The organism is Streptomyces sp. NPDC046215 (genome assembly GCF_040646215.1).
Taxonomy (GTDB): Bacteria; Actinomycetota; Actinomycetes; order Streptomycetales; family Streptomycetaceae; genus Streptomyces; species Streptomyces stramineus.
The window spans coordinates 1-22,897 of sequence record NZ_JBEYZW010000070.1 but is presented as its reverse complement, the minus strand read 5'-3'; the positions used below and the strand labels follow the sequence as shown (position 1 = coordinate 22,897).

The window sequence follows — 22,897 nt, the reverse complement described above, 5'->3', positions numbered from 1 at the left end:
GTCGAGACCATCGGCTCTGCCGTACCGATAACCCGCGGCCTGCTCAATCACGAGGCGGTGAGCGGCGACGGAGCGCCGGCTGACCGCTGCCGGGGCGGCACGGGCGAGGGCAGTACCCGGGCGGCCTCGCCCAGCGTGGCGGAAGGCGCCAGGTCCAGAGCCTGTTGCGGCAGGACCAGCCCCAGCCGCTCCTCGGCCGCGACCACCAATTCCATCAGGGCCAGGGAATCCATATCGAGTTCCTCGAAGGTCGTCGACGGCGTCAGTCGCTCCGGCGTCACCTCGAAGTGCTCCGTCAACAGCAGGACGAGGTGGTCGGGCAGAGCGATGTGCTCCATGGAGAATCGGGCTCCTCTCGCGAAGATGTCACGCGTTCGCTTTCGCTCGCTGCGCTCCGAGCAGCGGCCGACGATCGGCGGGCACATGATGTTCGATCAGGTGAGTGGCGGTGCGCAGCCAGGTCGTTTCGATCAGGGTGGCCGTCGGTCGTGTGATCCCGGGGAGAACACGGTCCATGGACGGAAACGGCTCGGCACCGTGAAGAGCGGCCGACTGGGCCACCGCCTGTCGCATCAGGCGCACCGATCCCACGCCCCCGCCGGCCCACCGCTCCAGGCGCTGCAAGGAGGACACCGGGTCGAGCAGGTCCAGACCCGCGCTTTGCCCGGTGCGTCGAGCGTTTCCGGAGCCGAGCAGCCGCACCAGTCTGCCCATCGTGGGTGCGGCGCTCCCCGCCGTGACCCAGACGGTGCCGCTCGACGACGCGTCGGCAGCAAGTTCCACGATGGCACGGGCCAGGAAGTCACTGGGCACCACGTCCACCGTCGTCTCGGGGGCCAGGGGCAACCACTTCAGCCACCCGGCCAGAGCGGCAACCAAGAGCGTCGGCACTCCTTGCAGACAATCCATCCGGCCGGTCTGCGAATCCCCGATGACCAGGGACGGTCGCACGATGACGTGGGGCACGTGCGCGTCTCTCACCTGTCGTTCCGCCCGCTGCTTGCTGTCCAGGTAGGTGTAAATGGGTTCCGCGCCCGCCCCCGCGTAGGCGGCGATGTTGCGCCGTACCAGCTCGGCCCGGGTGACGAACGCGCTGGAGAGATGGATCAGGCGGGCCTGGGCATGGGAGGCGAACGCGAGGACACGTTCGGTGCCGTGGGTGTTCACCGCCATAGTGCGGTGCGCGTCCGGGCGGAAGGCGGTCGCGGCCGCACAGTGCACGACGACGTCGACCAGCCGGGCCAGTTCCCGGTACTGCCCCGGAGGCAACCCGAGCGACGGGCGGCAGACATCTCCCTCGACGGTGGCCGATGCACCGGGAGCGTCCGTGCGGTGCACCAAGGCCACCACACCGTATCCAGCGGCCGCCAACGCCCGCAGGACAGGGGCCCCGACCTGCCCGCTGGCGCCGGTCAGCAGAACCGTCTGCGCCCTCGGCGACGCCACGGCGCTCCTCATCGGCCCGGGCGACGCGCGGGGGCGCCCGCCGGTACGGCAGGACGGGCGGGCAGTGGCACATCCGCACGCGACGAGCAGGGGCTGCCCTGAACCGCCGAGGGAGCCGGCAGCGCCTGTGCGGAGACCCAGCGTGCCAGGGTGGTGCCGGGCCGCATTACCCAGCAGAGCCCGGTGACCACGAGGGCGCAGGCCGGCACCGTGCCCACCAGAGCTGCCCCCACGGACGCGAGCACCGCCACGGCGAGGCACGGGCCCACGGCGGTGGCGGTGAGCAGGCACGCGAAGCGCCACCCGGCCCGCCGGTCGGCACCGCCCGAGGCGGAGGTCCGGCACCGTGCGACCATCCAGGCCATGACGGGGATCACGACGACCCCCATACCGATGAGGGTCCGGGCGACCGGCGTGCCGCACCACTGAAGCGCGAGCTCGGGTACGGACTGCGAGACCGCCGCGGCGAGGGACGAGCGGTCTGTCGTCACAAAGCGTTCCAGCCCTGTTCCGTCCCAGCCATAAATCAGTACGAAGAACAGCCCGGCGTGCGGCCAGATCCACTGCAGAAAGGCCCACCCCTCTTTGCCACGAGCGAGCAGTCCGGCCGTGCAGACGAACCCCACCAGCCCGAACACCACTGTCGCGGCACAGAACAGACCCGCGACCCAACCGGGCGGAGAGGACAGCACGTGCATCGTCTCCCAGCTCGGAAAGGCGGTCAGCAGCCATACGCCGCACGGTGCGAAGAACACCGCGAGATAGCCCAGGGCGTGTGTGAAGGCCGGGGTCCGATCGCCCCGAACTACGGAGCGCGGCGCATCGGCCAGAGCGAATCCCGCGCCGATTCCATAGACCCATACAGCATCGATCTGCACCATGAACCCACATACTCCAAAAAGAGGCACATTCTGGGTATCAGGTCGGCCAGGGCAGGCACATGTGTCGTACCAGCCGCAGATCGTCGCAGGGCAGAGTGGCGAATTGAGAAGCGATCCGCCAAAGTGATGTCGCCGTGTGGAAAGTGGCATGACGGCCGACAAGTTCGGCAAGGGCCAGGTGTGGGCCCACGCCTGATACGGGGTGACGACAGCAACTGGACCGGGCGCACGGCGGCCGCGGCGACGGGCACGACGGACAGGATCTCCGCGCACTCCGGATCGAGCTGCGCGAGGACGCCGGCCAGCACCTCCAGGGCGGCGGCCGCGTCCTCCACCGCGCTCGCGCTCCAGGCCGTCGACGGCATCAGCGAGCGCGCACGCCGCAACGACGGCCTGTTCGGCCAGCGGCTCCACCGCGCTCGCCTGCTGGTCGGGCGTCAGCTTCATGTTCCCCTCGCGAGAGACGGCCGCGCCCACCCGCGCGCCAAGATCATGATGACGGCCTTCACCATCGCCCTCCCGTACCGGCCATGAAGGTCCTGCGGCCGGAGACCGTCCTCGTCCGCGGGGGAGAGCCTTGCGTGGTGCAGGGCACGGCCCGGTGCTGGGTGGCTGACCCGTTCGGGCCACGCCACGTTCGACGCCATCGCCCGCCAGCGGTGGGGGATCGGTGTGCATGCACCGTTCCTCGACACCCCGGTCGTCGACGCGCGCCTGTCCATCCTCGGCTACCTGCGGCTGCAGCCGGGCCTCTACAAACCCCTGGCGCAGGCAGCGTTCGCCGGCCCGGTCCCCGACTTCGTGCTGCAGCGGCAGACGAAGACGGAATGCACCAGCAGCCTTTACGCAGGGTTCGCCGCCAACGCCTCCACCCTGCGGGCCGTCATCGGCGGGCTTCGCGTATCGCCGGCAAGGGCGCTTCTCGTCTAGGGAGCGCAGCTTCGTGAGCACTGGGTCCTGGTCCCCACCTGCTACGGCGCGCTGGCGAGCCTGCCCATCACTTCGTACACCTGTTGCGGGGTCAGCGGGGCGACAGAAAGCGGCCCCTGCGCTGTTCCCGTGCCCAGTCCTTGGAGCAAGAAGGCAACCTGGCGGCGCCAGGCGTCGGGGGCAGTATCGGCGACTGCGCGAGCGAGCGAAGCGTTGGTACCAAAGAAGAGCAGGAGGTCCTCGCCGGTGAAGTCCGGGCGGATGGCGCCAGCCAGCTGGGCTCGCTCGATGATCCGTGTCGCGGCTTCCTGCGCCTGGCCGCAGATGGCCATCAGGCGCTCGGCAGCCGGAAAGCGTCCGCTGACGACATCGGCGACCGCGGGATCGGTGGCCTGCAGTTCACAGACCCTCTCGATGTAGTACGCGAACCCCTCCCCGGCCTCCTCGAACGACAGGGCGTGCTCGGCGGCTTCGCCGAGGCGGTTCGCGGCCAGGCCGGCCACCACTTCGTCGATGAGCGCCTCGCGTGTGCCGAAAAGGTTGTAGAGAGTGCCGTGGCTAACACCGGCCCGGCGGGCGATTTCTTTCAGGGGCACCTTGAGGCCGCGCTCCTGGAAGAGCTCGGCGGCGGCTGCCCGCAGCTTCTCCGCGTTCCGTTGCGCGTCGGCCCGCATCCGGTCGTTCCTCCTGGCTCTGGCACTACGGCCTCCATGGTCGCATTTCCCTCAGCGAATTAACTTGACCCCAGGGTCATGTTGCATGCTACCTTCGGCAGGTAAGTTGACCCAAGGGTCAAGTACGCTGCTACGGCAAGGGGTAGTCCTATGTCCAAAGTGATCGCCGTTCTTGGTGCCGGTACCGGTCTGGGTGTGTCCGTGGCCCGCCGCTTCGGGCGCGAAGGTTTCCGAGTGGCTCTGGTGGCCCGCCGCAAGGACCGGCTGGACGCCCTCGTCGAGGTGCTCGCCGGTGAGGGCATTGAGGCAGTCGCGTTCTCCGCCGATCTTTCCAAGCCCGCCGAGGTGCCCGCCCTCGTCGAGGCGATCCGCAGCCGCTTCGGCCGGATCGACGTGGTCGCGTATGGGCCGATCAGCGGCGACCAGGGCTTCACCCCGGCCGCTGAGCTGGACGCGGCCACCCTGGAGAGCCTGACCCCGCTGCTGCTGTTCACCCCGGTCGAGGTCGTCCGGGCCGTGCTGCCTGAGTGGACCGAGCGCGGCGATGGTGCCTTCCTGCTGGCGCAGGGCTACTCAGCGGCGCAGCCGATGCCCCACCTCAGCGGCCTGGGCCCGGTGATGTCCGCCACCCGTAACTACCTGTACTCCCTCAACGCCGAGCTGGCTGACACAGGTATCTACGTCGGCGCCCTGACCATCGCGTCGCTGATCGCCCGCAGTGAGGTGTCCGCCGCGGCCCAGGCCGCTTTCGAGTCGGCCGACGGTCCGCGATTCCCGGTCGTCGACCCGGACGACCTCGCAGAGCACTACTGGAACATGTACACCAAGCGCGACCGTGTCGAGCAGTTCCACCCCGAGTCGATAACTCCGCAGACCACGGCGTAGCGCCTGCGACGCTGCCCGTGCTCCGTGCCGCCATACCCAAGGCGGCACGAAGGATGAGCACCGCGCACTGACGAGGACCGGAAAGCATCGACAACGTCCGCTACGGTAGGCAGTCGTTGACAACGGGCCTGCGGAGTTTTCAATCCATTGTCAATGGATCGCCTTCATTGTCAGCGAAGTGGCGGATCCTAGATCTCGTCCGGTCCCTGCTCAGGGGGTCCGGTGGGCCCACGCATCCTTCGCGACGCCGCGCATACTCCTGTGTCCTGCCGGAACTGGCGCCGGCTGTGGTTGTCAGTGGTGGCTGGGAATGCTGCCGGGCATGGACGAGCACATCCCGCGCGGCAGGGTCTACGGTGCTGATCACGATGATCCTGACCCGGGCCCACAGCCCGGTCACGTCTACCGCGAGCTCGTGGGCGGTCCGCTGGACGGTTTGCTGCTGGACGTGACCGGCTGGACGGATGAGCAGCTGGGCCAGGGCGCGGCCCTGATCACGGAGATAGGCCGGTACGGGCCCGGCGGCCGGGCACTGTGCGAACCGCGCCCCGGCGACCGCGACGACTTCGACTGGTCCGGAGACTGCCCCTGACCACTACTGTGCCTTCCGTGCACGGGGTACGGCCAGCCTGCCGCCAACGGGCCTATGCCGGTGTCGACATGCCGGTCAGCTCCCGGGCGACGGGCCAGGGGCGGGGGAGACTGGTACCGGGCGGCCTGCCCGGCGCGCCCGCTCCCGTCTCCGGGCACACCCCGTTCCCGGGAAGCGGGGCGTGCCCGGGGACGGTTAGCGGCCGCGGCGTCCCGTATGGGGGCGGGTCTTGGCCTTCTGGGTGCTGGCGGGGGTCCCGGTGAGTCCGTTTTTTCGCCTACATCCCGCTCCAGCCGTACTGCTTGACGCACGCGTCGCGGGGGAGCCGCTGGCGGCCGAGGCTTTTCCAGGGGGGCGCCTGGTGCGCGCTCGGCCCGGTCACGTGAGCCGGATTCCCCGGCCTTCGAGCAGAGTGGCACCGGCTGGTGTGATGGTGTGCAGGACCGCGTTGCGGTGACGGTGACTGCAGAGCAGACCGGCCTCTTTGAGCACCGCGAGATGACGGCTTGCGTTCGATGGTGAGATGCCCACACGGCGGGCCAGCTCACTGGTCGTGGCGACGCCATCGCCGGCTGCCGACAGGAGCTGCGCCCGTGTAGCACCGATGAGCGCACTCAGCGCGCGGCGCTCAGTGCCGCTGGCGTCGGCCCAGCCCAACTCGTGGTCGATCGGGTAGACGAGTATGGGCGGCAGGACCGGGTCCGCGAAGCTGGTGGGACGATAGCGGCAGAAGAACGACGGCTGCAGGATGATCCCCCGCCCCTCAAGATGCAGATCCCTGTCGGTCGCGTAATCCAGCTCCAGTACCGGGGGCTGCCAGCGGGCCGACGGGTGCAAGGTGTCGAATACCGCCGCCCAGCCGCTCTCCGCCAGCAAGGTGGCACGCTGTGCCCGTTCCCGGTTCACTGCCGCCTCTATATGCTGCCAGTAAGGGGCGAGGCAGCGGTCGGCGTAGTGCAGGGCTGTGTCCGCCAGCCGGCCCAGGACATGGGCCTCTCCGCGTGCGAGATCGGCGCACCAAGTGGGGAGCGGTCGGCCCGGGTTGAGCCGGGAGTACATCGCGAGGTCCGCCCGGACGCGCTGCCGGGGTGTGGAGCGCAGAGCCTCGCCCTGGTCCGCCAGGCTGCGGCCGAGGGCCGGGGTGAGGAAGTCCATGGAGTACCCGGGGACCGGGGCCAGCGCGGTGAGCATCCGCGTCGACGCCGGCGCCCGGCGAGCAGTCTGACGCCGCCACGGCCCGAAGAGCGCCGCCGCGTCCCGCAGTTGGAGCCGGTGCAGGCTGATCAGCAGCTCCCACATGGGATCCGGTCCCGGTGCGAAGACCGTACGCGCTAGGTCCTCGCTCGTGAAGTGAATCCGCATCATGTCATGCACACTGCCTCTCTGCCCGACGTGCCCACCACTGCTGCGATCAGGGAGTTTGCGCCCCAACGCACACATCTACCAACACCGGTGGGGGCACGACAGACTCTTTCCGGCACCAGACACGAGCGTCCGGTCACCGGCGTTGGAGGGAACACAACATGCGCGGAAGCACTCCGTGGCCGCAGGCCTTGCCACGGCCGCCGTGCCGGCAGCAGAGATGACGGTGAACGGTCCGGCGGCAGCGCGTCGCCGGGCGGTCGCGTCGTTCGAGTGTAAAAGGCCGGACTTGTCCAAGGGCTGGGGCAGGCCAGGGCCTGCTGGCGGGCAGACACAGCGCACCGTCTCGTGCTGACGAAGTGTTGCGGAACTCGACCGCAAGGCCACCGAAATAAACCGGCTCCTCAGCCCGCAGGGCCTGCCTGCACGTCTGGTCTGGTGCTCCTCGCCCCGCAGCTCGGAGCGCAGCGGGCTCCGGCGCTCGGAGGTCAGCACCCGGAGCGAAACACTCGGGGCGACTGGGTGAGGGGCGCGAGCACAAGCCTCCGATGAGGAAGAGCGTCACTCGAAGAAGAAGCACCTAAGTCGAGGAAGAAAGGTAGACCCTCATGCGTTCATCGGGAAAGGCCGGTCTGTTTTTAGCAGGCACGTTACTCGCTGCGGGTTCGGTAGTTACCGGCTCCGTGACACCGGCGAGTGCCGCAGGAGGTCCGGTCAACTTTTCGTGCGGTCCGAATCTCAACCCCTACAGCTACACCAACGGCAACCAGCGCAGCCACCTCACGGGAATCGGGCAGAGCGGTGGAGAGGCCGACATGTACAGGAGCACCAACCGTCCCTACAAGGACCGGAACATCTACTGGGTGTGGGGCCACAATCTCAACCCCGGTGACAAGGTCTCGCTGGACTGGACGGACGACTACGCCAAGACCTACCACGCCTGTCACGCTACCGTGCCCCAGGGCAAGCACGACGCCACCACCGGAGCGGTTGACAATCCCCAGCACCGTCTCTATCGGGTGTGCATCAAGCGCGTGGGCCATGCATGGGAGTGCGGGGGACGCTGGCAGGGCTGATTCCTCTCGGGCTGAGCGGTCATGACCGTCCGGTGCCCTGGCATGTCAACCCTTCAGCTCGAGCGGCAACACCAGGGATCAGCTCCTCCGGGCTCAGCGCTCAGACCCTGGGCCTTGGGCGCAGTGGTCGGGCCTGACCTGGCCAGGGGCCCGTGGACGATGAGGACTCCGGCCGGGGCGGCGGCCGCGGTCTCGGCCGGCCCTTCACCCCATCCCTCGTCCGCGTACCGCACGCACCCGACCCGGGATTTCGCCGCGTTGTGCGAGGAGCGGGGCCAGGGCCTGCGCGTCGGCGGGGGTCCAGGGTCACGGTGACCAGCGCCGCTCCGAGCTGGCGCACGCGGTGCCGGGTGAGGCCGTGCGCAGTCAGTGCCTGGCGCAGCGCTGTGCCCGTCCGGCGGCGCCCCGGGTGTCGTCTTGCGGGCCGTCGCCGGTCCGGGCGTGCTCGACGCGCTCGAGGGCGGCGACTGCGGCGACGGGCACGACGGAGAGGATCTCCGCGCACTCCGGGTCGAGCTGTGCGAGGGCGCCGGCCAGTGCCTCCAGGGCGACGGCCGCGCCCTCCACCGCGCCAGCGCTCCCGCTCTCCGAGCCGACGGCATCAGCGAGCGCGCACGCCGCGACGACAGGCTGCTCGGCCAGCGACTCCACCACACTCGCCGGTGCGCCGCACTCCAAGATGGTCAGCCGCACTGGGCATGCACCCGCCGGTGCGAGGTGCGCATCGGCCCTGGCCCACACCGGCGGCCTCCCGCCAGCCGGAGGAACCGAGGATCCGATGACCGCCGTCAGCCCGCCCGAGCAGCCCCCGCCGGCCGCTGCGGGCAACTGCGTTGAGACGCCCGCCACCGCTGTTTCCTCCCCCTTCGCCGCCCCCGCCATCGGCCCCTCCGCGATCCTTCGCCCCGAAATCGGTGTTTCCGCAGGTCAAACCCGACGGTCAGGAGGTCGCCGCAGCGCCGACAACCCTCCTGTGAGGAAGACGCCATTCTCACAGCCTCCTGTTCATAGGAGGAACTCGCGGGGGAGAGAACTGTTGCAAGCGCTGGGCATTCTCCAGAGGGCGACGGCTGACCAGTTGTGGAGGCTGACCCGCCCGGAGGACCGGCACGACAAGCAGACGAGGGAGAACCTCCTGGATCTCGAAGGCCACCGCTTGGCGAGGATCGAGTCTGTCCAGGAAGACCAGGGGCAGGTGTGGGTGCTCACCGTCCGAGGGCACCGCGAGGCGAAGAAGCTGCTGGAGCCGAAGGGCATACGGATCTCCGCGCTGCGCAAGCCCGAGTACGACCCGGACACTGGGGGACTGCTGGGAGGCGGCTATGACGACCATGCCGCCGCGGTCATGTCCACGGCCGCTGAACTGCACCGCGCGGGCATCGGTCACCGGCTCGGACGGGAGACCGAGGTTTCCCACCGGCTCGGGAACCGGTTTGTGCAACGGGCCGACTTGGTGATGCGGGCGCCGGCGGCACCGGAGGCTGCCCCGGACCACTGCTGCGCCTGCCGTGCACGGGTACGGCCAGCCTGCCGCCAACGGGCCTACGCCGGTGCCGACATGCGGTCAGCTCCCGGACGGGCCAGGGGCGGGGGAGAGTGGTGCCGGGCTGCCTGCCCGGCGCGCCCGCTCCCGTCTCCGGGCACACTCCGTTCCCGAGAATTGGGACGTGCCCGGGGACGGCCGCCCCAACGGCAGCGTGCCGGTTCCCGTGGGCCGGGGCCTGGTGCTCACGCCGTGCCGGGCGGTGGTGGTGTCTGGCGAAGCCGGCTTTCGGGGTGGCATTGCGGGCAGGGCCTGACGCCCTTCTCGTCGAGGATGAGGCGGGCTTCGTTGAGGGGGAGCAGGGCTCCGCCGCTGGAGGCGGGGCAGTCGCCGCGGTGCAGGACCCCGCCGGCGGAGGTGGGGCGGGAGATGAACCGCCACCACTTCAGCTCAGTGCCCTCGGTTGTGCGGGCAGGTTCGGGTTGCGGGCGCCGGCTGTGCGGGGCGGGGGCGAGGCGGCGCGGCACGCCGCTGTAGTCCGTTCCCTCGATGGGGGTGACCTTCGAAGAGGGCGCTTCGAAGACCACGGAGTGCGGCTCGGGTGTCTTGCCGTCGCCGACGGGGGCCCGGGACCAGACGTCCAGGCGGGACCCCGGTGAGCCCGATCTCCTGGGCTTGCCCGATCTTGCGCCTGCGACCGGGATACCGGTAATCGAATCGTCCGAACAGGGCTTGGGCCTGAACTGGGGGCGGCATACGGGGCTACCGCTCAGGTTCCGGCCTTCTCGCGACGGGTGCCGGTGTGTGCCTCGTCATGCGTACTGCCGTCCGCTCGAGTGCTCCAGGCCAGGACGAAGGAGCCCGCGACGCCGATGGCGATGGTGAGCGCGCCGATTCCCAGGAATACCGACGCGACGTCGGACACGAGCCCCAGCACCATGCTGGAGATCAGGCTGCCGAGAAACGTGCCGGTGTAGGCGATGGCCCGGCAGGCTCCGGACACGCGCCCGAGAAACCGGGGGGCGCAGATGGATTGTCGGAAGGCGCGCCAGTAGACGGTGTAGATGACGAGGAAGACGGTCAGCACCACTTGACCGCACACGGCTGATGCGATGCCGCCGCCCAGGGGGATGATGAGCACGCCCACCCCCTGGAGGAGGATTGAAGCCGTCATGATGCGGCCGAAGTTCTTCGACGGAGCCCGCCAGACCAGGAGGAGAGCGGTGAGGACCGAGGCGGCTCCCGCGATGGACAGGGCGAGTCCGGTCCATTTCTCCGACAGGCCGAGGCCGGAGCGGAAGTAGTAGATGAGCATCGCCTCGTAGGCCCCGAAGATGAAGTTCGCTGAGGTGCTGAGAAAGACTCCGATGAACAGGGGGCGGGAGCGGGCAAGATAGCGCACGCCCTCCGTGAGGTCGCGCAGCACCGCGCCGCCGGCGGACGAGTGTCCGGCTGGTCGTGGCTCCGGGGCGACGGACAGGCCTTTGAGAAGCAGGAATGAGAGCGCGAAAGCCGCGCAATTGACGAGAATAGCGGTGCCCGGGAACGCGGCGGCTACCAGGACTCCCGCTGCCGCAGGCCCCACCACCGTCGCGACGGTCCGGGTGGTCTCCGTCATGGAATTAGCTCGCGCAAGTTGCTCCGGTGCCGCGAAACTCGGGACCGCGCTGTCCACACTCGCTGCTGAAATCGCCGCGAAGGCGGAGAGGATCAGCGCGGCGGCGGCGAGCAGGAAGAGCCTGCCGCCTTCGATGAAGACATATCCCAGGAGAGCGGCCAGGAGTGTGAGGCTGGACGCGAGGTAAGCGGTGCGCAGCAGCCTGATTTTGTCGGAGCGATCCGCCAGCACCCCTCCGAGGAATCCGAAGACCGCCTGAGGGAAGAGGGCGCAGGACTGTATGAGCGCCATGGTGGAAGCCGTTCCGCCCTCTTGGTACGCCAGGAAGGGAACGGCCAGCACATACGTCTCGTCACCGAGGGTGCTCACCGAGTACGCGGACCAGAGGCGAAGAAATCGCCGATCCTTCAGCATTTTCTGTGTGACGTCCGATCAGAGGCTGAAGTAATCCACGGTCAGCCGGGGGATGTAGTTGGAAACCTCCGAGTAGTACTGCACGATCCCGTCATGGAACTGGTCGTAGGAGTGCTTGAGGTCGTGCAGGTTGTTGACGACCCGGTGAGCGTCGACCGCGGCGATACTCTCGCGTGAACCGAGGGCCTCGGCGAGAAGGGATTTGTGGCCGGCGGCGACATCGAGCTCCATGTGCTGGATCAGCGGATCCGTCGCATCGGCAGGGAACCCGTAGGCGCTGGTGAGCTCGCGCATGTCCTTGGCCGCACCCTCTGCGTCCTGCTCGCGCGCTTCGAACAGGTTCGTGCAGGCCAGGTAGGACAACGTGTCCTGGCGGGCGATCTCGCAGAGGTTGTTGATCAGGGACCAGGTGCCGATGATCGGGTGGGCGGTGAGGACCTGCTCCTTGGGCATGCCCAGGCGCACCAACGTGTCCACGGCGTAGTGGGAGTGGTTCCACTCCTCAGAGTGGTACTCGGCCAGGAAGGGTGCGAAGGCGGGGTCGTTGCAGTGGGCGATGGCCGTGCCGATGTGCTTGGAGGCCGACTTGATGTAGTGGTAAATCTCCAGGATCATCCCGACGAACACCTCGCGGCGGAGCCGCTGGGTGGACAGACCGGTGAACAGGGGGTGGTAGCCGATCTGCTTGCCCCACATGTCGCAGCTTTCCTCGATCTGCTGCACGAAAACACTGGAAGGTATCGACTCCAGCGGCCGTACGGACCGGAACAGTCCTGCGTCGGAGAACATCCGGACGGTGTCGAGAACGTCCGCTTGGTCGACACCCGTGATGCGATGAATATCGGCGACGGAGTGGCGTCCGTCAAAATATCGCTTAACGTTGAGAAAAATCTCTAATTGATCTTTTTCGGTGGAGAGCTCGAAGTACTCCCGGCCTACGATCATGTAGGTGGTTTCTTCGCCTTCGGGCGTGAGGAAGGTGCAGTGCCGCAGCCTCGGCCGGTACCGCTCGTCGATCTCGACTGGAGTGGGTGCTTCCTCGGGCACGATGGCCTCCTGTTTATCACGCTTGAACCAGACGTTTACCGGGAATTCCGAAATAGAGTCCGACGCGGCGCTGGTGCGCCGCGTCGGCTCTGTTACATGCAAGGGTCAGCCACAGCGGCCGCTGGTCGGGACCTTGGTCAGGTCGTCGATCTCCTTGACCTTCTTGATAGCGATCTTGAGACTCATTTCTTCACCCCCCATCGATCGGTTCGCTTTTCACCTTCCCATCGAAATTTCTTGACTCTCAAGACGTGTTCTGTGAACTGGCTGGAATGCGTGGGGTCAAATGGCTCGGATGGCACTCTTGTGCGAGTGGCGTGCATGGGTGGGAGAGTTTATTTCAGGAATATTTCGCATATTTCAATAAAGAGGTCTTTAGCGCCTGCTTCATCGCCGTCGGCGGCCTGGCCGGGAGCGGTGGCGTGTGAGGTGTGCGGGGCCGACCGGCTCGCCGGGCGGCGGCCCCGTCCCATGTGACAGCCGTAGCCGGCCGACTCGATACCTCTGGTCGGCTTCACACAGGCCGCCGACTTCGGCAGGATCGTTCGCGCGGTGAAGCGAATTATGGTGTCCCAGCACCGGCCGGAGGCCGCCGACGGATGCCTGACGAGCACGGGCTTGACTCTGTCGACGTGATCGTTAGAAGGAACGAAGAAGCGAGCACACCCGCCGCGACAGGTGCTCCTTCTCCGGCAACGCCATCCTCCGCAGCGTCGCTGCCCTTCACCCCGCACGTAAAGAGACCGCACCCCCTGTCCGCCGACGTTGGCTGAGGAGCGAACGGCGGTGCGCCTACTTGCCCAGCCATCTGCTCGGGGGACGGTCGCGGGACCGTTCCCCGAACGGGCTTCTCACCTCAACAGAGAGTCATACGGGGTGAGCGGGACGTCGTCGCTGGGGAAGACGAAAGATTGGCCCATGGAGTTCGTGGCGACATCCGGGGCCGTGCCGAACAGCTGGTCGAGAACGGCGCTGACGAACCCCTCCCCCTTCTCATCCTCGACAACGGCAGCCGTCTGACCTGACCCGGCAGGGCCCTCCGCCGTATGGGCGGGTATCCCGATCGCGAGGACTGCAGCAGTGATGGTGAAGGCGAAGACCGCCCGCTTGGAATGCTTCGTACCCGCTTCAACGAGGCCCCCGGTTATCAGATACTCGGGTGAACGGCTCTATCACCGACCTCTCGGGGGGGGGGGCGAGTACCGATGGCCTGGCTGTGCGCCCACTGCCTGTTCGACCGGAAGGCCAAGCCCCGCCTCGCCGACGTGCTCCTGCGGGTCTTCCACCACCCCTCCAGCGGCAGCACCGCCACGCCGTTGAACACCACCGAGGCCGCGGTGCTCCTCGAAGCGCTGCTGACGGTTCCCGCACCGGACAACGATGAGCACGATCCTGGCGTCTCGGGGCAGGCGACTGCGCTTCCCAAGGAAACGGCTGGCACCCCCTCTCCGGCGCGTCCCGCGGACCAAGGCACCGTCCAGCCACAGGGTTCGGGCAGTCGCGCGCCGATACCTCCCTGTGGTCGAACCGCGCTCTACCAGGGGATGACCGTACGGCGCAGCAGGGCTACACCCTCCGCGTCAGCGCCGTCCCTGCCGTGCACCGCCCGCCGTCAACGGTTCCCAGGACGCCCCTGCCCAGCGCAAGGCCCGCCGCGAGTACGAGAACCGCGTCAGCACGCTCGCGCCGACCGGACCATGGTCGTTCTCACGGGGATTTCCTGTACGCCAACTACTCAGACCCGGATAACTGCCACACAAGCGGACGCGACCGGGAAATACGGCCTTCACTCTGCGTGACAATGGCAACTGGCGGCTCGCCAACTGTCGCTGGCCAAAGTCGCCACCTAGGGCCGACCACCGCCCAAGGCACCTGTGTGTTCCTTCACGAGCCTCGCCAACTATCGGCGGCCGTCACAATTGTCCTGTGCCATCGAACCTTGATCGCGTGCCATCGATCTTTGACGGACGCTGTTGGCGCCATCGAAGTTGGGTCACGCCTGTCGGTTCCCATCCGGCGCTTCAGTGTCTCGTTCGACATTTCAGTAGCCGTTTCAGCAAGACGCGGTGAGCATGTGGCGTATGGCACATGTAGGGGCCGGCGTGCCGGTGAGTCCCTGGAGGGGCCAGATGCGCGGGCGGGTGGGGGGACGGGCGGCGGGGCGTCAGTGCCGAGGAGCGAGTTGGGACTCCGGACGGCTTCGCATCTTCCTCCCGTGGTCCCTGCGTGCACACCCTCACCCCGAACTGTGCAGCCCTGCCGAAATAGGCCCTGACTTGCCGCTTGGCTCCGCCACGAGGCAATGGAGCTCGGCGTAGGCCAGTACGGCATCGAGGGTGGGATCGCGCGGCGGCTCGGACCGGCCTGTGCGGTGATGGCGTCGGCCAGGCGCGCCGGCAGCCCCGGCTGGCAGGACGCGCTCCCATGTCCGGGCGAGGTCCGCGGTGGCCTATGGCCGGCACCGAACCTTGGCCAGCACGCGCAGCCGCCGCAGCTGCTCCGGCCCAAAGCACTCCTCCAACGCCTGTAACGGCGCCTCACGCCAGCGCAGTTCCGCCACCTGCGCCTGGGTGCCCGTCAACTGCGCGGCCATCAGGTCGCCGAGGCCTTGGCCTTCGTTCGCGACGCCGGTGATGGCCACGCTCGGTACATCCAGCGCACGCAACTGCCGCACCAGCTCAAGCTGTTCCAGCGCCTGTGGCGGGTAGCGGCGATGGCCTCCCCTGCTGCGCGGGGCCGTCGGCAGCAGGCCCATGTCGGTGTAGTAGCGGATGGTCTTCACCGACAGCCCCGCACGCGTGGCGAGTTCCCCGATCGACCAAGTGACGTTCATCGCCTCCCCTTGAATCTCCCGTGCGGTGGAGGCCCTAGCGTATGAAGCATCGGCCCGGCGCCACGAGGCACCGGGCCGGTTGCCCGGCTGCGGTGAACGGCCGGGGAGTCCACCGGAGCGGGGGAGGACCGGCCGTACCGGCAGGGCCGGCAGGACCGGCGGAGCCGAAGCTCAGCCTCCGATCACGACCTCTCCTCGTACCGAGCCTCACCCCATGGAGGACTGGCATGACGCTTCCCCCAGGCCAACGCGCCGTTGATGGATTCCCACGCTTCGGCAAGCACCTCCATCACCCGCCTCCACTCGTCCCCGCCGACCCGGTGATCGAGGTCGGCGGAGTCCTGACCGAGGCCCTCACGCTGTCCGTGGCCGACCTCGCAGAGCTGCCACGACGAGAGCTCGGGGCCGACTTCCATTGTGTCGCCGGATGGTCGGCGACCGGCCTGCTGTGGGAGGGAGCCCCCTTCCGGACCCTCTATCGCACGCGGGTCGAACCGCTGCTCGAGCCGGGCACGCCGATCAGCCATGTCGTCTTCGAAGGTCTCGACGGCTACCGTTCGATCGCGTTGCTGGAGGACGCCTTGGCGGACGACGTGCTGATCGCCGACCGTCTCGACGGGCAGCCGCTCGACAGCGACCATGGCGCTCCGTTGCGGCTGGTCAGCCCCGGCCAGTACGGCTTCGTCAGTACGAAGCACCTCTGCCGCGTCGAGTTCCACACATCCGAACCCCCGGATCCCGACCGGTGGTTGCCCATCGCGTCGCACCGCAGGGCGAGGGTCTGGCACGAGGAACGTCACGGCCACCTTCCCGGCCGTGTGGTGCGGCCGGTCTACCGGGCGCTGATCGGGCCGATCCGCGCACTGAGCGCCCGGGGCAGCCGCCAGGAGCCGCGGTGAGGGGCGCTGCCTGGACCGGAGCGGACCGGACCGGACCAGGAGCCGTCGGGACCGAGGCGGCCGGTACGGCGAATGGACGCAGCGCACTCCGCTGCCTGCGCGGTCTGCGGGCGCCTGAATGTCAATGTTCAACGCTCCGTGGTCAGCACAAAGCCGCCACGGAAGTTGACGACACCTCCCGAGCACAGCGGGCTGCCCGAACGACCGGAGACTTGAGTCCCGACAAGGCACGCCGGAGGGCGGTACTGACACGCAGTCCCCATTCCCGTCGTAACCGCCCGGCTCGGAAGACGGGAGTGTGCGGGCTGCCACGCCGCCCGACGGTCCGGCTGTCCATCCGGGAAGTTCCGGGGAGCCAGTCCTGCGCACCCTGGCTACTATGCGGATCGACCGGCTCGCCGAATCATCCCAAGGAGGAAGCATGGCAAGTGAGTCCGGCCGCGCAGGACTGGCGGCCGCAGCACTCGGCGCGGCGTGCGCGGTGCTGGTCGTGCTCCCCTCGGCGGCGCAGGCCGCGCCCCCGACCACCGATCCCCATGCCGGCACGCCGGCGGCCCTGAAGACGTTCCGGTCGGCCGCAGGCCCGGGCGCAGCCGTATATGCGGGTGACGCCATGAACTCCCGGAGCCTCTCCTCGGCAGCGGCCAGTGCGACGGTCACCTGAAGGTCCGTCGGCTCGACTGCCGGCACCGCTGCCGACCTGGCCGTATGCAGTTTCCAGGCGCATACGGTCCCCTCCGCACCCCGCGACCCCCGCCAAGCCCCACACCAGAAAACCGGCCCTATACAGGAGTCATCACATGTTACGAGCGATATGCGCCCTCGGCCTCGCCGTCCTCGCGGCGGCCATGTCCATCAGCGCGGTTCCGTCCGCGAGTGCGGATTCCCATACGGACACGCGCACCCCCGTCGGCGGCGGCACCGGGATCGTCTTCCGGATGAGTCCAAGCCCGGAGGCGCCCACGAGCCTGTTCATCTGCACCCTCACCGCGGTAGGCCGCGACAACGCCGGCAATCTGGTGGCGTTGACCAATGCACACTGCTTCATCGACGACAAGGGCAACAAGCTCGTCGGGGAAAAGGTCTACCGGGACGCCTCGCCCGCGGGCACAGCACAGGCCCCGGCGCCGATTCCCAACACCCGCCCCGATCTGGAGACCGGGCCCATCGGCACGGTGACGTACGTCAGCACGCCCAACAACCTTCTCAACAGCGGCCCTAAGGGCCTTGACTACGCGGTGATCCTGCTGGACGAGACCAGAGTCGCTCCCACCAGCACCGTCGGCGAGGTGACCATCTCATCGATCGGAGCCCCGCCCGCCAACGGGGTCCGCATGTGCAAGCAAGGCCACCGCACCGGCCTCACCTGTGGTATCAAGCTGGGCACCCACAACATGTGGTTCACCCACCTCATCTGGACCAACGGCGGCGACTCCGGTTCCCCGGTCGTCGTCGGACAGACGCTGGTCGGCAACGCTTGGGGCGCCCAGCACAGCTCGCCCATCCTGAGCATCATCGACGAGATGAACGCCAACGGTGGAGTCGGCGCCGGTTTCCACCTTGCGTACTGAACGACTGTCCGCACCGCCGCCCGTGGGAGCCTCGGGCGGCGGTGTGCGCCGGACGGATCGCCAGGCACGGGTCGGTGTCCGGGAACCGCTTCCAGGGCCTGTCCGATGGGCCGGTGACCAGGCACGGAGAAAGCTCCAGGCCCAGCTTGAGTCCCTCAGGCCCCCGGCATCAATCCTCACATGAGCATCTGCCCCGTCTTCCGGCGCAACGCCGGTCGCCTATACGTGCAGTGCTCGCCGCTCGGGTGCCGTTCGGACCGTGTTCGATCACCCTTAGCTATGGCGGTGAGCTGCGTGCGGGGTTCACGCTGGTAGTCGTCAGGTACGGCGATGATGTCGGGGGCGGGATGGAGCCGGTGACGATGGCGGCGGGCTCCGCTCTGGTGGCGCCCGTGGCCTCCGTGCTGCTCCCCAGGGGAGAACTGGGCGGCGCGACAGTCGCGGCAAAGACGGCCGGGCGATTCGCCCGCCGTCTGCCGCAGGCCGGAGCCCTCAGCGCGACCGCTGCGATGGTCACCTAGGGGCTCCAGATCGGCAGCCGTCAGGCCGACCTGACCCTCTGGCGATGACCGCACCAGTAGTGCTGATCGGCTTCGGCCTGGGCATGGTCTCCGGCCCGCTCGCCGATCTGTCGCTGGCCAGAGCCCCGCACGAGGACGCCGGCTCGGCCTCGGGCTTGTTCAACACCGCCATTCACCTGGGCATCGCGCTGACCGCCGTAGTGTTCTTCGCCATCACCGGCGGCTCTCCCGACGGCGCGGTCAACCGCGACGCGTTCGTCACGGTGCTGCGGTGGGTTGGCGGCCTTTTGGCCCTGTCGGCGCTTCTTCGACTAGGAGCGCGGGTCGGTAACAGGCAACTGGTCGGGTGTCCGTGAGCGGTGGGATCAGTCGCGGTCGTCCGGTTAGCGCCTGTGAGGCCGGGATGGGTTTTGTCCGTCAGGTGGGCGGCCTGGTAGGGCCGTGACGGGGCCGGGGACCGGTTGATCAGCCGACCGCGGTGGCGAGTCCAGCGGTTCCGGCGTGTCGGAAGATCTTGCGGAGGTTGTGGCAGGCGGCCAGCAGGCGCCACTCGCCGCGGGCGTCCTCTTCGCCGCGCAGGAGGAGCCGGCGGCCGTTGTGGCAGGTCATGATCTGGCCGAAGACGGGTTCGGCGATGGCCTTGCGGCGACTGTAGGCGGCCTTGCCGGGCTTGGTCCGCAGCTTGCGGGCCATCCGTTCCTTCAGCGTGGCGTTCGCTGGTATCCGTCCGCGCGGTGCGGGCGGGGCCTGCTCGTCGTGTGCCAGGCGTCCGGTGGCCATGAACGTGCCGGTGCCGCAGACCAGTTGACGGTCCCTCGCGGCGTTGAGACTGGCCTCGGAGCAGTAGCCGGCGACCAGCGCCTGTTTGGGGTGGCGGCTGGTGTTCTGGGCCGACTGGTTCAGCATGGTGGTGTAGTTCAGCGCGTCCGAGGGGTTGGTCGTCACGTCGGCGGCGGTGATGACCTGGTGCTTCTCGTCCACGACGACCTGGGCGTTGTATGCCTGTATGTAGGCGCCGTCGCTGTTCTTCATGATCCGCGAGTCGGGGTCGGTGAAGTTGGCCTGCGCCTTGGGCTTGGAGCGCGCCTTCGCGGCGGCCTTGTCCCCGGCGTCGGTGACGGCCTGCTCGTCGCTGATGCCGCCACGCTCCTGACGGCGGCGTTCCTTGTCCTGGGCGTGGCGGCGTGCCTTGACGGCGGCCTCGGCCTCGATCTGCGCGCGAGCGGCCTGCAGTTTGGCCAGGCGCTTCTCCCGGTGGTCCAGCTCGGCGGGCAGGTCGGTGTCCTTGCCGTCGGCGCCGAACATCTGGTCCTCGGCTTCGTCGGTGGCCTGCGCGTCGGCCGGCAGCGCCTGGGCCTGGGCCTCCAGGGCGGCGATCTCGGCCTCGATCCGCTCCTCCTTGTCGACCAGGCGGCCGTAGCTCATCGCCCTGTGTTTGGAGGCGTTGGCCTGAAGTTTCGTGCCGTCCAGGGCGACGCGGCCCATCTTGACCATGCCGAGCTTCTGCGCGAGGTGCAGCGCCTGGGTGCACAGGCCGGCGAGCACGTCCAGGTGACGGCGGCGGAACCGGGCGATCGAGCGGTAGTCCGGGGCCTGGTCGACGGCCAGGAACCGAACGCGACGTCGTCGGTACACTTGCGCTCGATCGCCCGCGAGGAGCGCACCCCGGTGGTGTAGCCGTAGATCAGCAGCCGCAGCATCAGCCGGGGATCGTAGGGCGGGTAGCCGCGCTTATCGGTGTAGTCCGCCAGCATCGGCGAGAGGTCGAGCACCTCGTCGACCAGGTCGGCGACGAACCGGGCGTGGTGGCCCTCGGGCAGCCAGTCGTCCAGCGATGGAGGCAGCAGCAGGACCTGGTGCGGATCGAAGGCCCGAAACGTCTTGTCCACCGCCGCCGGACGGCCCCCAGACCGCTTCTTCCCGACCGGCTCGACCTCGAACAGTCCATTCCCACCACGCATATCGTGATCATCTCGCATGAAAGATCGCGAAGCGCCGGCGGGTCGCTGCCGGTCCTTCGTGCGTGGCAGTGGTCAGCCTTGTCGGCGGAGGTCCAGCATGCAGAAGACCTTGTCGTAGCGGTGTTCGCCGACGGCGACGAAGTCGGGGAGACGGCCGTATTCGGTGAAGTCCAGCGATCGGTAGAGGTGCAGGGCATTGGTGTTGTCGCCACGGGCGTCCAGGGTGAGGACCTCGATACCCGCCTCCCGGGCGTCAGCGATCAAGGCAGCGGTCAGCGCCCGGCCGACGCCACGACCATGGGCAGCAGCATCTACCGCGATCTTCTCCAGATCGGCGTGTTGCCGATGGGTCGGTCGGACGTAGCGGAGCCAGTACCCCAACCCGACAAGCCGACGGTCGAGGTAAGCGGCACGCAGGGCCGCATCCCCGGCCTGCACAGCAGAGACGACGTGACCGAGAAGTTCCGTCACCTCATCCCGCGAGGGTGGTTCGACCCAGCCCAGCGCGGCACCTCCACTGACCAGGTCCGCCAGGATCTGGTGGGCCGACTCCGCGAACCGGACCTCCAGCTCCGGATCGGAAGTCAGCTCCATGGCGTCAAGGATGGCGGGCGCAGTGGTCACACCGCTGGTCATGGCCGAATTCATGGCCAGCAGCCTAGACCAGCCCCAAGGTCCGGCCGAGACCTAGCGTTCCAGTCTCGGCTGCAGCCAACCCTTTACTGACCCAAGCTCCTAGCCGCGACCACCACTACATTCCTGATAATTCCCCCGTAGAAGACACGAGAGCCTCGGGGGCGCTGCGGTGTGCGAGGTCTGGCAGCGTCAGGTCTGGCACTGCGAGGTCACCGCGCTGGACCAGTTCGACCAGGCGCCCCCCGCCGGCCTCACGTGGACGCGGATCGTGATTTTGACCGGGCCACAGAGGCGGGTGGAGGTGGCGATGGCGATCGGGCCGACCGTGGAACGCCGCTCCACGATGGTCCGGCCGCTGCCCATTTTCATCCAGTCGTCGCCGTCGCCCTGCACGTGGAGGTATGCCTCGTACTCGACCCATGAGGCGTGGGAGCGGGAGTTGGTGATGAGGGCGTGGGCGGTGATGTCGCGCCAGAAGATCTTTCCTTCCTTCCAGCGTTCGGCGGAAATACAGCCCCGGGCGCCGATGTTCTGTGTCGAGACCCCGCCGCCGCAGGCGACGGCAGCGGCGTGGGCCTGGGCTGGGAAGGCGAGCGCCGACACGGCGGCTGCCGCGACGAGGGCTCCCGCACGTTTCATGGTCCGGGCAGTTTTCGTCATGGGGGAACCGTATCGGCTCGTTCAGACGCCCGTCTCGGTATCGGCACAGGCACGATCTGGTCCTGGACGTCTGGCCACGAGTCCTCGGCCCTAGCGGGAGCCGTCTAGGTCCGATGGCAAAGGGTCCAAGTTCGTTGTCACAGGACATTCGGGCGTCGCTCGCCCCCTCTGCTGGCCGGGAAGTCGATGGAATTTGATATCGCCCAGTAGTTCGATAGGTCCCGGCTTGTGGTGATGGAGGGATCGTAGGATGCGGGTGTGACTCGGTTCGATGAAGTCAAGGTGACGTTCTGGGACGAGGGCCCTTATGGGCTTCAGGCGCCGTTGACCGACGTGGATGTCGAAAATGCCGAGCGTCAGCTCGGGGTGCGTCTGCCGTCATCGTTGCTGGAGATCTTGCGGCTGCAGAACGGCGGCCTGGTGGCGCCCGACCGGGACGCCTTCCCGACCACGATGCGGACTTCGTGGAGTGAGAGCCACGTGCCGTTGGACGGGCTGATGGGCATCGGCCGCCGCGAAGGCCAGTTGTCGTTGCTGGACACGCCTTGTCTGGTCGAGGAGTGGGGCCTGCCGTCCCCGCTCGTCCTGCTCTCTGGCGATGGGCACTGTTGGATTGCTCTCGACTACCGGCTCTGCGGCCGGCAGGGCGAGCCGTCGGTGAGGTGGTTTGACACGGACTGGGACACCGAGCTCACCCTGGCCGCGGACTTCAGGACGTTCATCGAGGGCCTCACCGCGGCCGTGACGTTCGACGCCGACTGATCGGAGCCGCCTGACCTGGTGCTTCAGTTTGCTGCCTGGACTGCCAGGGTCTTGGTCTGAGCGAGGCGGTAGGACTCCGTCTCGGTCCGGATGGTGTTCCCGCCGAAGGTGAGGCGGTCGACGACGGCCGCGCAGAGCCGCGGGTCGGTGAAGGTCTTCGTCCAGCGAACGATTCGTTCGAGGCGATTCGACGTCTTCACCGCCGCCATGACGGTCGTCAACGAGCAAAACGAGCTAACTGTGAAGCGGAGTTACTGAACGCGGCCGGGCTGTCGTCTGGCCGCGTTCGGGCCGGTCGGTAATTGGCCGTGAATTCCCGCTTCTCATGGCACTGGCCGATGCTGGCCACGCCCGGAAAGGGTGGTCGGCATCGGTGAGCCGGGCGGGAGAGGATTCGCGTTGATGGAGAATCCGAATGTTATCCCGGCAGGGCGGGTTCGGAGTCGGACGCTTCGGCGGGAATGGTCTTCCCGGAGAACCGGCCCGTCGGCGAAAACCGCCCGTTAATCCGTCAGAGGATCTCGATGGCCTTCACCTTCGGCGGACGGTTGGGGAAGGTGATCTCGTGCCACCGCTCGATCTTCACCGAGTCGCCGTTGGCGTCGTAGTAGATCAGGTCGTTGTTGCCGGTGGAGATCTTGTCGAC

General features: G+C 68.1%; 24 protein-coding genes and 2 pseudogenes. 11 read left to right on the top strand and 15 right to left on the bottom strand.

Annotated features, from left to right (window positions below):
• Positions 1-47 precede the first annotated feature (47 nt).
• The 3 genes from ABZ951_RS25460 to ABZ951_RS25450 are packed head-to-tail and all read right to left on the bottom strand — an operon-like array spanning position 48 to position 2,327.
• On the bottom strand, positions 48-338 hold the full coding sequence (locus tag ABZ951_RS25460) for an acyl carrier protein (RefSeq protein WP_344088119.1): 291 nt from the start codon (positions 336-338) through the stop codon (positions 48-50).
• Between the two features lie 28 nt (positions 339-366).
• Complete coding sequence (locus ABZ951_RS25455; protein WP_344088116.1) at positions 367-1,446, bottom strand: SDR family oxidoreductase; 1,080 nt, start codon at positions 1,444-1,446, stop codon at positions 367-369.
• Positions 1,447-1,454: 8 nt separating this feature from the next.
• Complete coding sequence (locus tag ABZ951_RS25450) at positions 1,455-2,327, bottom strand: hypothetical protein (protein ID WP_344088113.1); 873 nt, start codon at positions 2,325-2,327, stop codon at positions 1,455-1,457.
• 180 nt (positions 2,328-2,507) lie between these two features.
• Here ABZ951_RS25450 and ABZ951_RS25445 point away from each other — a divergent pair, with 180 nt between their 5' ends.
• Both ABZ951_RS25445 and ABZ951_RS25440 read left to right on the top strand, forming a co-directional pair.
• Positions 2,508-2,861, top strand: coding sequence for a hypothetical protein (locus ABZ951_RS25445; protein ID WP_344088110.1), 354 nt, complete (start codon positions 2,508-2,510; stop codon positions 2,859-2,861).
• 78 nt (positions 2,862-2,939) lie between these two features.
• A complete protein-coding gene (locus tag ABZ951_RS25440; RefSeq protein ID WP_344088351.1) occupies positions 2,940-3,257 on the top strand; it encodes an asparagine synthase-related protein in 318 nt (105 codons plus the stop codon).
• Between the two features lie 41 nt (positions 3,258-3,298).
• On the opposite strand, the gene ABZ951_RS25435 is transcribed toward ABZ951_RS25440, so the two are convergent.
• Complete coding sequence (locus ABZ951_RS25435; protein ID WP_344088107.1) at positions 3,299-3,931, bottom strand: helix-turn-helix domain-containing protein; 633 nt, start codon at positions 3,929-3,931, stop codon at positions 3,299-3,301.
• Positions 3,932-4,081: 150 nt separating this feature from the next.
• Between ABZ951_RS25435 and ABZ951_RS25430 the strand changes: the two genes are divergently transcribed.
• On the top strand, positions 4,082-4,816 hold the full coding sequence (locus ABZ951_RS25430; protein ID WP_344088104.1) for an SDR family NAD(P)-dependent oxidoreductase: 735 nt from the start codon (positions 4,082-4,084) through the stop codon (positions 4,814-4,816).
• A gap of 322 nt (positions 4,817-5,138) precedes the next feature.
• Complete coding sequence (locus ABZ951_RS25425; protein WP_344088101.1) at positions 5,139-5,408, top strand: hypothetical protein; 270 nt, start codon at positions 5,139-5,141, stop codon at positions 5,406-5,408.
• A gap of 378 nt (positions 5,409-5,786) precedes the next feature.
• On the opposite strand, the gene ABZ951_RS25420 is transcribed toward ABZ951_RS25425, so the two are convergent.
• Positions 5,787-6,707 (bottom strand): winged helix-turn-helix domain-containing protein, encoded by a 921-nt coding sequence (locus ABZ951_RS25420; RefSeq protein WP_344088098.1) that lies wholly within the window; start codon positions 6,705-6,707, stop codon positions 5,787-5,789.
• 878 nt (positions 6,708-7,585) lie between these two features.
• Between ABZ951_RS25420 and ABZ951_RS25415 the strand changes: the two genes are divergently transcribed.
• The gene (locus ABZ951_RS25415; protein WP_344088095.1) at positions 7,586-7,846 is read left to right on the top strand and encodes a hypothetical protein; all 261 of its coding nucleotides are present in this window, start codon (positions 7,586-7,588) and stop codon (positions 7,844-7,846) included.
• A 366-nt stretch (positions 7,847-8,212) separates the two neighbouring features.
• Here ABZ951_RS25415 and ABZ951_RS25410 read toward each other — a convergent pair whose 3' ends face one another.
• From ABZ951_RS25410 to ABZ951_RS25390, 5 genes are all read right to left on the bottom strand, one after another.
• Positions 8,213-8,539, bottom strand: a complete 327-nt coding sequence (locus ABZ951_RS25410; protein ID WP_344088092.1) for a hypothetical protein — start codon at positions 8,537-8,539, stop codon at positions 8,213-8,215.
• A gap of 1,035 nt (positions 8,540-9,574) precedes the next feature.
• Positions 9,575-9,916, bottom strand: a complete 342-nt coding sequence (locus tag ABZ951_RS25405) for a DUF6233 domain-containing protein (RefSeq protein WP_344088089.1) — start codon at positions 9,914-9,916, stop codon at positions 9,575-9,577.
• Between the two features lie 182 nt (positions 9,917-10,098).
• Entirely contained in the window at positions 10,099-11,361 is a 1,263-nt protein-coding gene (locus tag ABZ951_RS25400) for an MFS transporter (protein ID WP_344088086.1), read from the bottom strand.
• An 18-nt stretch (positions 11,362-11,379) separates the two neighbouring features.
• The gene (locus ABZ951_RS25395) at positions 11,380-12,306 is read right to left on the bottom strand and encodes a hypothetical protein (RefSeq protein WP_344088081.1); all 927 of its coding nucleotides are present in this window, start codon (positions 12,304-12,306) and stop codon (positions 11,380-11,382) included.
• 2,551 nt (positions 12,307-14,857) lie between these two features.
• Positions 14,858-15,241, bottom strand: a complete 384-nt coding sequence (locus tag ABZ951_RS25390) for a MerR family transcriptional regulator (RefSeq protein WP_361280757.1) — start codon at positions 15,239-15,241, stop codon at positions 14,858-14,860.
• A 227-nt stretch (positions 15,242-15,468) separates the two neighbouring features.
• On the opposite strand from ABZ951_RS25390, the gene ABZ951_RS25385 reads away from it, so the two are divergent.
• The 5 genes from ABZ951_RS25385 to ABZ951_RS25365 all read left to right on the top strand — a co-directional run bounded on the left by ABZ951_RS25385 (position 15,469) and on the right by ABZ951_RS25365 (position 18,588).
• Positions 15,469-16,140, top strand: a complete 672-nt coding sequence (locus ABZ951_RS25385; RefSeq protein ID WP_344084124.1) for a molybdopterin-dependent oxidoreductase — start codon at positions 15,469-15,471, stop codon at positions 16,138-16,140.
• A gap of 421 nt (positions 16,141-16,561) precedes the next feature.
• Positions 16,562-16,804 carry a hypothetical protein gene (locus ABZ951_RS25380; protein ID WP_344084127.1) on the top strand — a complete coding sequence of 81 codons (243 nt, stop codon included), beginning with the start codon at positions 16,562-16,564 and terminating at the stop codon, positions 16,802-16,804.
• Positions 16,805-16,940: 136 nt separating this feature from the next.
• On the top strand, positions 16,941-17,711 hold the full coding sequence (locus ABZ951_RS25375) for a peptidase S1 (protein WP_344084130.1): 771 nt from the start codon (positions 16,941-16,943) through the stop codon (positions 17,709-17,711).
• 347 nt (positions 17,712-18,058) lie between these two features.
• Positions 18,059-18,232 carry a hypothetical protein gene (locus ABZ951_RS25370; RefSeq protein WP_344084133.1) on the top strand — a complete coding sequence of 58 codons (174 nt, stop codon included), beginning with the start codon at positions 18,059-18,061 and terminating at the stop codon, positions 18,230-18,232.
• Between the two features lie 44 nt (positions 18,233-18,276).
• Entirely contained in the window at positions 18,277-18,588 is a 312-nt protein-coding gene (locus ABZ951_RS25365) for a hypothetical protein (protein ID WP_344084136.1), read from the top strand.
• Positions 18,589-18,697: 109 nt separating this feature from the next.
• On the opposite strand, the pseudogene ABZ951_RS25360 reads toward ABZ951_RS25365, so the two are convergent.
• From ABZ951_RS25360 to ABZ951_RS25350, 3 genes and pseudogenes are all read right to left on the bottom strand, one after another.
• Positions 18,698-20,175, bottom strand: a pseudogene (locus ABZ951_RS25360) (IS1182 family transposase).
• Between the two features lie 90 nt (positions 20,176-20,265).
• Positions 20,266-20,841 (bottom strand): N-acetyltransferase, encoded by a 576-nt coding sequence (locus tag ABZ951_RS25355; RefSeq protein ID WP_344084139.1) that lies wholly within the window; start codon positions 20,839-20,841, stop codon positions 20,266-20,268.
• A 177-nt stretch (positions 20,842-21,018) separates the two neighbouring features.
• Entirely contained in the window at positions 21,019-21,489 is a 471-nt protein-coding gene (locus ABZ951_RS25350) for a hypothetical protein (protein ID WP_344084143.1), read from the bottom strand.
• Between the two features lie 258 nt (positions 21,490-21,747).
• On the opposite strand from ABZ951_RS25350, the gene ABZ951_RS25345 reads away from it, so the two are divergent.
• Positions 21,748-22,251 carry an SMI1/KNR4 family protein gene (locus ABZ951_RS25345; protein WP_344084146.1) on the top strand — a complete coding sequence of 168 codons (504 nt, stop codon included), beginning with the start codon at positions 21,748-21,750 and terminating at the stop codon, positions 22,249-22,251.
• 23 nt (positions 22,252-22,274) lie between these two features.
• On the opposite strand, the pseudogene ABZ951_RS25340 reads toward ABZ951_RS25345, so the two are convergent.
• Together ABZ951_RS25340 and ABZ951_RS25335 are read right to left on the bottom strand one after the other, a co-directional pair.
• Positions 22,275-22,415: pseudogene (locus ABZ951_RS25340) on the bottom strand (ATP-binding protein); the annotation flags it as partial.
• A gap of 347 nt (positions 22,416-22,762) precedes the next feature.
• A partial coding sequence (locus tag ABZ951_RS25335; RefSeq protein ID WP_361280017.1) for a beta/gamma crystallin domain-containing protein occupies positions 22,763-22,897 on the bottom strand: 135 nt, incomplete at its 5' end.

Excerpts from the sequence above, each read along its gene's own strand:
- ABZ951_RS25460 (WP_344088119.1), bottom strand. The coding sequence starts at position 338 with ATGGAGCACATCGCTCTGCCCGACCACCTCGTCCTGCTGTTGACGGAG.
- ABZ951_RS25450 (WP_344088113.1), bottom strand. The coding sequence starts at position 2,327 with ATGGTGCAGATCGATGCTGTATGGGTCTATGGAATCGGCGCGGGATTC.
- ABZ951_RS25435 (WP_344088107.1), bottom strand. The coding sequence starts at position 3,931 with ATGCGGGCCGACGCGCAACGGAACGCGGAGAAGCTGCGGGCAGCCGCC.
- ABZ951_RS25430 (WP_344088104.1), top strand. The coding sequence starts at position 4,082 with ATGTCCAAAGTGATCGCCGTTCTTGGTGCCGGTACCGGTCTGGGTGTG.
- ABZ951_RS25425 (WP_344088101.1), top strand. The coding sequence starts at position 5,139 with ATGGACGAGCACATCCCGCGCGGCAGGGTCTACGGTGCTGATCACGAT.
- ABZ951_RS25420 (WP_344088098.1), bottom strand. The coding sequence starts at position 6,707 with ATGTGGGAGCTGCTGATCAGCCTGCACCGGCTCCAACTGCGGGACGCG.
- ABZ951_RS25415 (WP_344088095.1), top strand. The coding sequence starts at position 7,586 with ATGTACAGGAGCACCAACCGTCCCTACAAGGACCGGAACATCTACTGG.
- ABZ951_RS25400 (WP_344088086.1), bottom strand. The coding sequence starts at position 11,361 with ATGCTGAAGGATCGGCGATTTCTTCGCCTCTGGTCCGCGTACTCGGTG.
- ABZ951_RS25395 (WP_344088081.1), bottom strand. The coding sequence starts at position 12,306 with ATGATCGTAGGCCGGGAGTACTTCGAGCTCTCCACCGAAAAAGATCAA.
- ABZ951_RS25390 (WP_361280757.1), bottom strand. The coding sequence starts at position 15,241 with ATGAACGTCACTTGGTCGATCGGGGAACTCGCCACGCGTGCGGGGCTG.
- ABZ951_RS25385 (WP_344084124.1), top strand. The coding sequence starts at position 15,469 with ATGACGCTTCCCCCAGGCCAACGCGCCGTTGATGGATTCCCACGCTTC.
- ABZ951_RS25380 (WP_344084127.1), top strand. The coding sequence starts at position 16,562 with ATGGCAAGTGAGTCCGGCCGCGCAGGACTGGCGGCCGCAGCACTCGGC.
- ABZ951_RS25375 (WP_344084130.1), top strand. The coding sequence starts at position 16,941 with ATGTTACGAGCGATATGCGCCCTCGGCCTCGCCGTCCTCGCGGCGGCC.
- ABZ951_RS25370 (WP_344084133.1), top strand. The coding sequence starts at position 18,059 with ATGGAGCCGGTGACGATGGCGGCGGGCTCCGCTCTGGTGGCGCCCGTG.
- ABZ951_RS25365 (WP_344084136.1), top strand. The coding sequence starts at position 18,277 with ATGACCGCACCAGTAGTGCTGATCGGCTTCGGCCTGGGCATGGTCTCC.
- ABZ951_RS25355 (WP_344084139.1), bottom strand. The coding sequence starts at position 20,841 with ATGAATTCGGCCATGACCAGCGGTGTGACCACTGCGCCCGCCATCCTT.
- ABZ951_RS25350 (WP_344084143.1), bottom strand. The coding sequence starts at position 21,489 with ATGACGAAAACTGCCCGGACCATGAAACGTGCGGGAGCCCTCGTCGCG.